Source organism: Xanthomonas sp. CFBP 8443 (assembly GCF_025666195.1).
Lineage (GTDB): Bacteria > Pseudomonadota > Gammaproteobacteria > Xanthomonadales > Xanthomonadaceae > Xanthomonas_A.
The window spans coordinates 1,440,244-1,452,753 of record NZ_CP102592.1 but is presented as its reverse complement, the minus strand read 5'-3'; the positions used below and the strand labels follow the sequence as shown (position 1 = coordinate 1,452,753).

At 69.5% G+C, this 12,510-nt stretch carries 5 protein-coding genes; 1 reads left to right on the top strand and 4 read right to left on the bottom strand.

The features are described from left to right. Window positions 1-8: 8 nt before the first annotated feature. From NUG20_RS06285 to NUG20_RS06270, 4 genes are all read right to left on the bottom strand, one after another. Window positions 9-1,175, bottom strand: coding sequence for an MFS transporter (locus NUG20_RS06285; RefSeq protein WP_263397529.1), 1,167 nt, complete (start codon window positions 1,173-1,175; stop codon window positions 9-11). Window positions 1,176-1,722: 547 nt separating this feature from the next. Next, window positions 1,723-6,660, bottom strand: coding sequence for an alpha-2-macroglobulin family protein (locus NUG20_RS06280; RefSeq protein WP_263397528.1), 4,938 nt, complete (start codon window positions 6,658-6,660; stop codon window positions 1,723-1,725). A 747-nt stretch (window positions 6,661-7,407) separates the two neighbouring features. Further along, window positions 7,408-8,439, bottom strand: a complete 1,032-nt coding sequence (locus NUG20_RS06275) for a nucleoside hydrolase (RefSeq protein ID WP_263397527.1) — start codon at window positions 8,437-8,439, stop codon at window positions 7,408-7,410. A 342-nt stretch (window positions 8,440-8,781) separates the two neighbouring features. After that, window positions 8,782-11,001: a TonB-dependent receptor gene (locus NUG20_RS06270; protein ID WP_263397526.1), complete on the bottom strand. Its 2,220-nt coding sequence runs from the start codon at window positions 10,999-11,001 to the stop codon at window positions 8,782-8,784. A 565-nt stretch (window positions 11,002-11,566) separates the two neighbouring features. Between NUG20_RS06270 and NUG20_RS06265 the strand changes: the two genes are divergently transcribed. Further along, complete coding sequence (locus NUG20_RS06265; protein ID WP_263395115.1) at window positions 11,567-12,490, top strand: IS110 family transposase; 924 nt, start codon at window positions 11,567-11,569, stop codon at window positions 12,488-12,490. The last annotated feature ends 20 nt before the right edge of the window (window positions 12,491-12,510 follow it).

Here is a 12,510-nt window from a genome sequence, read left to right as displayed (position 1 = left end):
CAGGGGATTCAACGACGGACCAGGCGCGCGCCGGCGGCCACCAGCAGCAACAGCCCCGCCACCGCCCACAGCGCCACCGGCAGGCTGCTGGCGTGGGCGAGGAAACCAATCAGCGCCGGCCCGGCGAGCAGGCCGGTATAGCCGAGCGTGGTCAATGTCGCCAGCGCCACCGCCGGCGAGGTGCCCGGCATGCGCCCGGCGGCGCCGAACATCACCGGCACCAGGTTGGAGGCGCCCAGGCCGACCAGCACGCAGCCGAGCAGGCCGCTGCTGGCGGAGCTGCCGACACTGGCCAACAGCAGGCCGGCGGCAGCCAGCGCGGCGCCGATGCCGACGGTGCGCGACGGCCCCAGCCGCGCCACGATGCGGTCGCCGGTCAGCCGGCCCAGCGCCATCGCCACCGAGAACGCGGCGTAGCCCATGCCCGCCGCGCCCGGCGTCATGCCGTGGTGCTCGCGCAGCAGCACCGCGCTCCAGTCGAGCATCGCGCCCTCCGCCAGCAGGCAGATGAAGCACAGCGCGCCCAGCACCAGCACCGGCCCGCGCGGCAGCCGCAGCGGCACCGCCTCGGCCGACGGCGACGCCTGCCGCAGCAGCCCGCCGCGCTGCCACAGCAACAGCCCCAGCAGCAGCGCCGAGACCAGCAGCGTGCAGGCCAGCAGCGGCGCACCGCTGCCGAGCAGCGCGCTCATGCCGGCGGCGCCGAGCAACCCGCCGACGCTGAACACGCCATGGAAACCGGACATTGCAGCGCGGCCGACGCGCTTTTCCGCTTCCACCGCGTGCGCATTCATCGACACGTCGAGCGCGCCCAGCGCGGCGCTGAAGTACAGCAGCGCCACGACCAGCAGCGGCACGCTCGGCGCCAGCGCCACCGCCGGCAGCGCCAGGCACAGCGCCAGCGCGCTGGTCACGATCACCGCGCGGGCGCCGAAGCGATGGCTCAGCACTCCGCCCAGCGGCATCGCTACCACCGAGCCGGCGCCGAACGCCAGCAGCACCAGGCCCAGGCGCGCGTCGTCCAGGGCGAAGCGCGCCTTGACGTACGGCACCATCGGCGCCCACGCGGCCATCGCCATGCCCGACAGCAGGAACATGGCGCGGGTGGCGCCGATCCCGGTCTGCAGCGCGGGGGAACTGGCGGAAGTGGCGGCGGGTGAGGATGGGTCGTGCATGGAAGGCTCCTGAGTGGTGCCGGCGCATGATACCTAGATCATGCATAAACATGCAATAACGAGATAAAACGTGCAAAACATGCACGACATGCAGACCTTCGTCTCGGGCGGCAGCGCCGCTCCAGCCACGCGGCCTGACGACTGCCGCGTTCGCCCGCGGTACGCGGCACGCCACGCCGCGAACAGTGCCGCCCGACCCGCGGCAAACTACCTGCGGATTCTTTCGCGTTTCATGCGCGAGCCGCCGCAGCGTCGGCCAGCCGCGCGATCGGCTCTGTCTGTGCGAATGGTCTCCTGCACCGTGGGGCGCCGCGCCGGTACACCCGCACGCGCACAACCAGCGAAAGACGCAACGGCCGCCAAAGCGTCGCGCAGCGCGTGCCATGACGGCGTCATCGCCGACCGCGCCCGGCGGCAGCCGGCACCTGCAGCCGGCAGCCGGTAGCGCCGCACCCAGAAACGAAGATAGGGCCACCAGGGCCCTATCGCGTCACCGCTGCATCGTGCAGCCGGACGTCCGCTGGCGCGGGCATCCGGCTGCGCCCCGTCAGGGCTGCACGACGTTGACCGTGCCGGGGCTGCTGCGCCCCACCCCGCGCAGGTCGGGACGGTACATGTCCTCGACCAGCGGCGGCGGCACCGTGTAGGTGCCCGGGGTCACCGCGCGCACCAGGTAGAACACCTGCGCCTTGCTGCCCGAGGACAGGCTCAGCGCGGCCACGTAACGGTCGTCGCGGAACTCCTCGTGCTTGACCTCGGCGGCTTCGGAACGGTCGCTGATCTCGATGCCGTCCACCACCACGTCGGCCCATTGCTTGGCGTCGCCCAGGTTGAAGTTCTCGATCTCCAGGCCGGCCGGCAACAGGTCGGTCAGCAGCGCGTCGGGCATGCTCACGTTGGAGGTGACGGTGACGCGCACGATCAGCGCCTCGCCTTCCTTCAGCGGCCGCGGCGTCCACGGCTTGCCGTCGGTGCCGTACCACTCGCGCTCCACCTTCAGCGTGCTCTCGTCCACCTCCGGCGCGGTGCGCGGGACGCCGGCGATTTCCAGGCTGGCGTACAGCGGCGCCTCGCCCTGCGGCACGAAGCTGACCCCGCGCGCCAGCTCGGCCTCGCCGAACTGGCGGCCGAACGCCTTGGCCGCGCCGATCGCTTCGCTGCCGTCGCCGATGGTCAGCTGCCCGGACACCAGCTTGCTCTGGTTGGCCAGCAGCGCCTTGCCCATCCGCGCCAGCGCCACCTGCTCCTGGGTGCTCAGCCACAGCCAGCCGCCGCGGCGGCGCGCGTCGATCTCGCGGCCCAGCGCCACCGCCCGCGCGTCGTACTCGGGCTTGGCCAGGCCGCGCTCGTGCAGCAGCGCGATCATCAGCGCGTCGTCGCGGATCACGCTGCCGTAGTCGCCGAAGTAGCGCGGACGGTCGGCGCTGTCCTTGGCGAAGCCGGCCGCGATCGCCGCCTCGCCGCGCTTCTTGTCGCCCTGCAGCGACAGCGCCACGCCCAGGTGCACCAGCGACAGGCCGGTCAGCGCCTTGCCGCGATCGTTGTCGTACAGCGCGCGCAACGTGCCCAGCGGCGCGCGGTTGACCCGCGCCAGCACGTAGCCGGACCAGGCCTGGTTGGCGAACTTCAGGTTCTCGCGGCGGTCCTGGCCGTAGAAGTTGTTGCCGCCGGACAGCAGGTCCTCGCTGAGCCGGTTCAACGCCTTCTGCAGCACGTTGTCGGGCACCGCGAAACCGGCGTCCTTGGCGTCGAGCAGGAACTCGGCGATGTACGGGGTCAGGCCCGGATTGACGTAGCCGTCGTCGCCCCACATCGAGAAGTGGCCGCTGGAGATCTGCATCGAGGCCAGCCGCCCGAACGCGCCTTCCATGCGCTCGCGGCGCTTGGCCGCATCCAGGCCCTTGGCGCCTAGCAGCCTGGCGGTGGCGTCGTCGAGCAGCAGCGCAGCGTAGCCCTTGCTGGTGGTCTGCTCGGCGCAGCCGTACGGGTACTCCAGCGCGCCCTGCAGCGCGCTGGCGAACGGGATCGGCGGCAACGCGCTGACCAGCATGCGCGCGTTGACCGAGCCGGCCATCAGCCCCTCGGCATCGCCCATGCCCAGCGTCACCGGCGCCAGCGGATCCAGCACGCGGGTCTGCGCGCGCAGCACCGACGGCCACGCCGCGCGCACCGGCAGGTCGTAGCGGCGGTCGACGCTGAAGCCATTGCCGTTCACCCGCACCCGCACCTTGGCCACGGTGTAGCCCTCCTGCGCCACCAGCGGGAAGCTGAGGGTGGCCTTGCCGTCCTTGCCGAGCTTGGCGCTGCGCGCGTTCTCGGCGATCGCCAGCGGGCCTTCGCCATCCACCTGCACCTTGAACTCGCCCGCTTGCCCGGTGAAGTTCTGCACGTCCAGGGTGACCGTGCTGCGGTCGCCCGGCGCCATCACCCGCGGCATGCTGGCCTCGGCCACGATCGGCGCGCGCACCAGCGTCTCCACGTCGCGGTTGCCGTAGCGCTCGTCCGAATACACCAGCGCCGAGACCCGCAGGGTGCCGTTGAAGTCCGGCACCGGCAGCTGCACCCGCGCGTTGCCCTTGGCGTCGAGCTTCACCGAGCCGGAGAACAGGTCCACCGTCTGCACCCGCGCGGTCGGCCGCTTGGCCTGCGGCAACGCCGCCAACGCCATGTCGCCGCCGAAGCGCAGCTTGCCGCTGCCGCCTTCGAAGCTCTCGATCACGCGGCCGTAGATGTCGTACGCATCCACCCCGAGGCGCCGCTGCGCGAAGAACTGCGCGTTGGCATCGGGCACCGGGAAACGGGTGATGTTGAGGATGCCCACGTCGACCGCAGAGATGGTCACGTGCGCCTGCTTGCCGGCCAGTTCCGGCACGCTCACCGTCACCGGCAGCGGCTGCTCCGGACGCATCTGCTTGGGCGCGACCAGGCCCACCGCCACGCGCCGGGTCTTGCGTTCCATCGGCACGAAGGCCACGCCGACCGCACGCGCCGGGGTGATCTTGCTCGGCGCCGAACCGCCGCGGAACACCAGCGCGGTGACGTAGACGTCGTGGCGCTCCCAGTCCTTGGTCACCGGGATCTCGAAGCTGCTGCCCGGCTTCACGTCGATGTCCTGCACGTACAGCATCTTGTCGCTTTCGACCATCAGCACGCCGGGACCGGCGTGCGGCGGGGTCAGGGTGACCTTGAGCGTGTCGCCGGCCTTGTAGCCGGTCTTGTCCAGCGCCAGCTTGACCTTGTCAGGGCGCGCGTCCAGGCCGCGGTTCTCGTCGTTCCAGCTCCAGCCGGCGCGGAACGGATAGCGCGTGGTCAGGCCGGTGGACGGATCGAACACGTCCACGCGGTATTCGCCCCACTCCACCGGGAAGTCGAACTTGGCCGCGCCGTTGCCGGCGTCGACGGCGATGGTCTGCTTGTTCTCGAAGCGGCGGGTGAAGTCGTAGTCCCAGCGGTTGTCGGCGAACGCCCAGTGGTAGTCGCGCAGCTCGCGCACCAAGGTCACCTTCAGCCCCTTGGCTGGCTGCGGCTTGCCCTGCGCGTCGACCCGCATCAGTTCGAAGCGCGCGTTGGCGTTGGCGTCGGCACCGTCGGTGTCGTCGAACAGCGGGCGCACGCCGACCAGCGCCGGCGCCGGCCACAGCACGCGCTTGAGCGTGCGGGTGACGGTGCGGCCGCCGGTCTCGTAGACGCTGGCCGAGACCAGCGCGGCGATGGTGCTGGTCGGCTTGGCCTCGTCCGGTAGCACCAGGTCCTCGGCGATCTTGCCGTCGGCGCCGAACTCGGTATCGATCACGTCCTTGGCTTCGCGCGGCAGCTGCAGCGTCGGGTCGCCGAAGAAATAGCCCGGCAGCGTTTCCACCGGATGCTGCTCGACCGCCACCGCCAGCTTGGCGGTGAAGCGGTTGCCGTCGGCCGGCGCGCCGTACAGATAGGCGGCGGTGGCCTGCAGCTTGAACGGCTCGCCCGGCTTGAGCGTCTTCTGCGCGCTGTCCAGGTCCAGCTTCATGCGCTCTGGCAGGAACTCCTCGATGCGCAGGGTCATGCCCTGCACCGCTTCCTTGCTGGCCGGGTCGGTGCGGAATTCCACCTGCCAGCGCCCGGTCGGCGCATCGGCGGGAATCAGCTGTTCGAAGCTGAAATAGCCCTGCTCGCCCGGCTGCAGGCGGGTCTCGCGGAAGATCTTGCCGTCGGGCTGCTTCAAGCGCAGGAACACCGGCTGCGCGCCCTTGCCGCTGGTGGCCACCGGCTTGCCGTCGTTGTCGCGCAGCAGCGCCGACACGCGCACCGTCTCGCCGGGGCGGTACAGGTCGCGGCCGGACCAGGCGAACACGTCGAACCAGGCGTTCTCGCGCCCGGCCACGGCGAATTCGCTCAGGTCCAGCGCCGGCTGGTTGAACGGCAGCATCGACAGGTCGGTACCGCTGCGCGCCACCAGCACCTGGCCAGCATCGAGCGTGTAGTTCAGCAGCGCGTTGCCGTTGGCGTCGGTCTCGCCTTTCAGGAACAGCTCGCCCTGGGCGTCGAGGATGCGCAGTTCCACTTTCTTCAACGGCTCGCCGCTCTGCAGCGAGGCGGTGTGCACGAACAGCTTGTCCTTGTAGGCGCGCGCGTGCAGGCCGATGTCGCTGACGGTGAAGAACGCGGTGTCGTATTCGTTCTCGAACCGGCCCGGGCGCTTCATCACCGCGAAGTACAGACCGGGTTCCTGCAGTTCCTTGATTTCCTGGATCGGCAGATAGGTCAGCGCGCGCTCGTTCTTGTCGCCGCCGAGCACGAAGCGGTTGACGTAGACCGACTCGGCCAGCTGCGAAATCGGGGTGTGGTCGCCGTACTCGCTGTCCATCTCCCAGCTGCCGCGGCGGCCGCCGCGCTGGTACTGGGCGAAGAACGCCGGCAGCGAGCCTTCCTTGACCCGCATGAACTCCACGTCCACTTCCGGCACGTTGAGCGAGACCACCGGCAGGCCGCGGCTCTCGCGCGCCGGCAGCACGCTGCCCTGCGAGGCGAAGCCGACCGCCGGCTCCAGTTCGCCGGTATAGACCTTCTGCTTGAGCGGCTTGCCCAGGCGGCTGCCGTCGGCGGCGAGCAGGTCGCCGGAGATCAGCACGGTGTAGTCCTTGGCCGCCTCCACGTACGGATAGCGCAGGGTCTTGCCGTCGTCGGACAGCGACCAGGCGCTGTCGTCGGTGCCGACCTTTTCCTCGAAGCGCAGCAGCTTGTCGAAGTCCTGAGTGCCGACCAGCGGCCGCGAGAACTCCAGCGCCAGCGACAGGCCGTCGCTGGTCTGGTCGGGGAAGGCGCGGACCAGGCCGAAGCCCTTCATCGCTTCCTTCTGGCCCTTGACCGGCTCGCCGCTGGCGTCGGGCAACTGCCCGGATTCGTTGCGCTTGCAGCCGCCCAATGCCAACGTCAGGCCCAGCAGCAGCAAGGTGCTCAACAGCCCAGCGCGCAGGAGGCTCCACTGCCGCTTCGAATCCGTATGCATGCGTTCGCTCCGTGAAAGTGGCGCGAGTATAGAACGCCGGCGCGGCGGCCGGAGGGTCGGCGTGGAGATTGCGGACGCGGCGCTGGCCGGCGCCCGGTCGGGGGTGCGGGGACGGCGTGGAAAGCGGCGGCCGTGGCCATGGCGGAGGTGGTTCCGGCGCGCCGGGATCGGGTGCATTGGCGTCGGCGCATCCGCTCGCCTCGCCTTGGTTTACCGGCATCGCGTCAGCACCGGCATCGCCGCGGGAGCAGCGTCGGAAGCACTCAGCGCAGCGACAGGCTCGCTCAACTGGATGCAGTCGGGACTGAAGTCCCTCCCACAAAGTACTCGCCGGCAACGTCGGGAAGCCTCCCTGTGGGAGCGACTTCAGTCGCGACGAGCGAAAGCCTGGACCGCGACCGTTTCAGCGACAGGTCGCGGCTGAAGCCGCTCCTACAGTGCACCCGGTTGGTTGGCCGCAAGTTCCTGTAGGAGCGGCTTCAGCCGCGACGAACGAAGCATGGAGCGCGACCGTTTTCGACGATCGGTCGGGGCTGAACCCCCTTCTACAGTGCACCCCGCTGGACCACGGCAAGCCCCCTGTGGGAGCGACTTCAGTCGCGACGAGCGAAAGCCTGGACCGCGACCGTTTCAGCGACAGGTCGCGGCTGAAGCCGCTCCTACAGTGCACCCAGTTGGTTGGCCGCAAGCCCCTGTAGGAGCGGCTTCAGCCGCGACGAACGGAGTGCGGCGCGCTCGCCAGACGCTTCAGTGCAACAGGCGCTGCATGTACAAGGCGGTCAGCCGCGGCCTGTCCAGCGCCAGGCAGACCTGTGCATTGGCGGCGGCGGGCGGCGCATGACTGCCAGCCGCCGAGTCGCCGCCGGCCGCAGCGCCAGCCGTCCCGCTTGCGCCGGGCGGCACCTCGCGGGTGTAGCCCCGGTCGTCAATGGCGATGCGCAGCGGCACGGTCGGGCACAGGCCTGGATCGAGCAGCCACGCCACCGGCACCACGTCGAACAGGGTCGGGGTCGCGCTGGCCCAGGGCTGGTCGGTGTCGCGCCACTGGTAGTACAGCTGCGCCAGTGCGTCGGTCAGCGGGTCGCCATGGGCGAACAGCGCCACCCGCTCCGGTTCCTCCAGGGTCACCTGGGTCGCGTCCAGCGGCAGCATCACGATCGGCACGCCGGCGGCGAACACGCGCTTCGCGGCCGCGATGTCCGAGACGATGTTGTACTCCGGCGCCGGCGCGCTCGGCGGCCGGTAGCGCGACTTGCCGTACCCCGCGCGCACCGAGCCGCCCATCAGCACCACCTGCCTGAGCTGGGCGAACCCCTGCGGATCGCGCTCGAGCGCGCGCGCCGCGTCGGTCAACGGGCCGAGCACCAGCAGCGTGACCTGCCCGGGATGGCGCCGCGCCTGCGCCAGGATGAAGTCGGCGGCGTCCGGCGCCTTGCGCGGCAGCGTGCCCTGCGCCGCCCAGCGCGCCTGGCTGAAGGGAATCGTGCTGGTCGTGGCATGGCCGATCGCCAGTGGGATCTCGCCGCGTCCGGCCTGCCGCAACAGCCGCTGCAGCAACTGCGTGCGCAGTTGCGTATCGCCCCAGGCGGTGGCGATGCCGAGCACGTCCAGTTGCGGGCTGCGCAGCAGCAGCGCCAGCGCGAACGCATCATCGATGTCGTCGCCGATGTCGGTGGAGACGACCACCGGTTGCGGCGTGGGCGCGGCGGCGAGCGACGGCAGCGGCAACAAGGCCACGGCCAACGAAAGGATGGCGGAACGGAGTCGGCAACGGATCATGGGCAGGAGCATCGGCGAGGGCGGTATCAGCATACCGGCTGCGGGACGCCGCCTACGCGGCGCACGCATGCGCCGCGAGGCGCTGGCATGTCCCCGACCACGGCGTGAGGCGACCGGCACTTCCTGCCGCCCTGACCGGTGCGTGGTGACGCGGCTGACGCGACATGCCTCCTGGGTGCGACGCGCCCCGCCGCGCAGGTGGTCAGCTACGAGATCGCGATGGGCTTCGCCCTGGTCGGGGAGTCAGGCCGAGTGACTCAAAACAAACCGCCGGCACATGGCCGGCGGTTTGCACTACGTAGTATCGGTTTGCGCTCTGCGCTACCGGTTGCGCCGCGCCGATCAGAAATTGGCGCGGAACTGCGCACCGACGATGCGCGGATCGTTGATGAAGCCGGTGAGGTTGTTGAAGTCGATCGCACCGGTGGCGCGGATCTGGTTGGTGCAGTTGCGGCAGAACACCGACACCTCGTACGCGCCGGCGCCCCAGTTGTAGCCGATCTTGGCGCCGCCCTCGAGCAGCGGCTGCCCGACGAACTCGCGCGAGTCGTACAGGAAGAAGTTGATCTCGCTGCGGTAGGACCAGTCGGTGTAGAAGAAGAACTCGGCGTCGTCGCCGACCGGGATGCCGTAGCGCAGCGTGGCGTTGCCCATCCACTTGGCGGCCTGCGGCAGCACGTTGCCGTCGATGATGGCGTTGCCGGCGGCGTTGAGCGGATCGGTCACGGTGCAGGTGCGGCACACGCCGACCGACAGGGTCGGATCCTCAATGCGGGTCCAGTTGTAGGCACCGCCGAGGGTGAAGCGCAGGTTCTGGGTCAGCAACGCTTCGAAGTCGAACTCCGCACCGCGCGCCTTGGAGGTGTTGGCGTTGAGCAGGCGCACGTCGTTGGAGGCGCCGCCGACCGCGGTCAGCTGCTGGTTCTTCACCCGGAAGTCGTAGATGTCGAAGCTGATGCGCGCGCGCTTGTCGAACAGGTCTGACTTGATGCCGATCTCGTAGGAGTCCACGGTCTCCGGCTCGGCCACGGTCAGCGGCGCCGTCGCCGACGGCACGCCGAAGCTGGCGCCGCGGAAGCCGCGCGCGGCACGGGCGTAGACGTTGACGGCGTCGTTGATGGCGAAGGTCGCGCTGAGGTCGCCGGTGACCTTGGAATTGTCGGTGCTGCCGGTGGACGGCTCGAGCAGGGTGACCCGGTCCAGCGCCAGCACGTCGAAGGTCTTCTTGTCGTAGGTGTAGCGGATGCCGGCGCGCAGGTTCAGGCGATCGGTGGCGGCATAGTTCAGCGAGCCGAACGCGGCCCACGAGGTGTTGCGCTGGCGGGTCAGCTGGTAGCTGGCCAGGTCGCCGCCGCCGAAGGTGTCGTAGGTGTAGTTCTCGCCTTCCACCGAATCGTGGAAGTAGTACAGGCCCGCCTGCCAGTTGAGCGGGCCGGCGTACTGCGACTCGGCGCGCAGCTCCTGCGAGTACTGGTCCAGGTTCTTGATGCCGCCGGCGGTTTCCACCGGGAACGCGATCACGCCGGGGCCGGACGGCGGCGCGAACACCGCCCCGTAGCCGCCGTCGATGTCGCCGCGGCTGTAGTACTTGCCGATGCCTTCGTAGCCGGTGATCGAGTGCAGCACGATGTCGCCCAGGTCCCAGGTCAGGTTGGCGCTGCCGCCGTAGGTCTGCAGTTCCTGGGTGTTGGTGCCGTCGATGGAGACCTTGTCCGGATCGAAGCCGGCGACCAGCTGGTTGCTGCCCGGCCGGAAGATGTTGGCGCGGAACAGCCGCGCGGTGCCGTCGAGGTGGCGCGCATGCGCGTTGAACAGCGCGCTGAAATCCTCGCCCGGCTGGAACAGCAGCTGCACCCGCACCGCCGAGTCGGTATAGCCCTCGAACGAACGGTCGTCGATGGTGTTGTCGACCCAGTCGTCGCGGCGCTGGCCCAGCGCCGACACGCGCGCGGCCCACTTGTCGCCCATGGCGATGCTCACCCCGGTTTCCATGGTCATGGTGCCGTAGGTGCCGTAGGACAGGCTGGCGTAGCCGTCGTTGCCGCCGATGGTCGGCTTGACCGAGTTGAACTTGACCACGCCGGCCGGCGTGTTGCGGCCGAACAGCGTGCCCTGCGGGCCGCGCAGCACTTCCAGGCCTTCCAGGTCGAAGATCGGGAAGCCCTTCAGGAACGCGTTCTCGGCCACCACGTCGTCATAGATCAGCGACACCGGCTGCGAGGCGTAGGTGTTGAAGTCGGTATTGCCGTAGCCGCGGATGTAGAAGCGCGGGAACACGCGGCCGTTGGAGGATTCGACATTGAGGCTGGGCGCCTTGCCGGCGAGCACGCGCACGTCCGAGCCGCTGGTGGCGATCGCGTCCAGGTATTCCGGGCGCAGCACGCTGGCCGAGATCGGCACGTCCTTGGAATCCTCCGAACGCCGTTCGGCGGTGACCTTGACCGCGTCCAGGCGGGCGATCCCGTCCGTGGTGTCCGCCTGCTGGGCGGCGGCGGAGAACGAGAGGGCGGAAACGACGGCTACGGCAAGTGCGCTGGTGCGCAGCGACCAACTGGCGGACATGGGAACTCCGGAGTGGAATGGGCAAGAGCGGGTGCGCGTCGCCGACAACCGATGTCGCGCTGCAGCATAATTAACACAAAATACACATGCTTTGCATGGCCCGGTCACTTGAACGCGTTAAGGCTGATCGCGCAGCGGGCTACCACACGTGCCGCTCTTGGGCGCTGCTCATGGAAGCTCGTCGGTTCCCGGCCACTGTCGAAATCGCGTTCCGGACTCCGGCCCTCCGGCGCCACCGCTATCTCGGTCGCGTGGCATCGCACCGCTGCGCCACGCCCGCTCCCCTGCGGGGTGGCTTCAGCCGCGACCGCACTTCGTGTGTGAAGCGGTCGCGGCTGAAGCCGCTTGTGTCTTACGCAGGTCTATCGTTGAGGTGAGAGCGGAGTGCGGCAGGCCGCTAAGTCGCAGTGCCTCACGAGCACGAGTAGGAGTCAGGGCCGCCGCACTCCGTTTCTCCTGCCAGCAAGCCCGAACAGTTGCCTGAGCCGCGAGCTCGAACCTACAAGCATGGGCATCGGCAGGAGATCTCTCGTCCCTGAGTTTACTGCGGAGAACGCCTATGTCTATGCAGCGCTTTGTCGGGATCGATGTCTCCAAGGCCGAGCTGGTCGTTCACGTCTTGCCGGATGGGCTGACCTGGACTCAGGCCAATACGCCCGAGGGGCACGCCGGCCTGGCCGAACGCCTGGCCTTGCTGGGATGCGAGCGGATCGTGCTGGAGGCCAGCGGTGGCTACGAACGGGCGATAGTGCAGGTGCTGACGCAGGCTGGTCTGCCCGCGGTCCGGCTGCCTGCCCAGCGTCCTCGTGCGCTGGCGCACGCGTTGGGACTCAAGGCCAAGACCGATGCTCTGGATGCGCGGTTGCTGGCTGTGGCGGCCCAGTGCATCCACGCTCAGCCCACCGCGGTGCTCCCTGCGCCGCTGCAGGCGCTGCGCGAACTGCTCCACCTGCGCAGCACCCTGGTCGCCCAGCGCGATGCGCAGCGCCGCTGCATGGAGCACGTGACCTGCAAGGCGGTGCGCGACCAATGGCTCGAGGTGATCGCGCTGCTGCAGCAGCGCATCTGTAACGTGTCCCGGCAGATCGCACAGGCGGGGGCTGCCTGCTCCAGCCTGCCCAAATTGCCTGGGCTTGGCCCGATCCTGCGCGCCACCCTGGCAGCCCGGCTCCCCGAGCTGGGCACCGTGCATCCGCGCAAGATCATCGCCTTGGTCGGGCTGGCGCCGTTCAATCGCGATAGCGGCCGCTGGCGCGGCCAACGCCGCATCCAGGGCGGACGCGCCGACGTGCGACGAGTGCTGTACATGGCCACGTGGGCCTCCATCCGCACCGGCTCCCCGCTGTCACACACCTACGCCCGCCTGACCGCCGCAGGCAAACCCGCCAAGGTCGCCATTGTCGCGTGCATGCACAAGTACCTGCGATGGCTCAATGCCATTGCCCGAGACCAGGCGCCTTACGCTCCTCCGGAGATCGCTTCTGCATGACAGTTGACTCCTACAAAGAG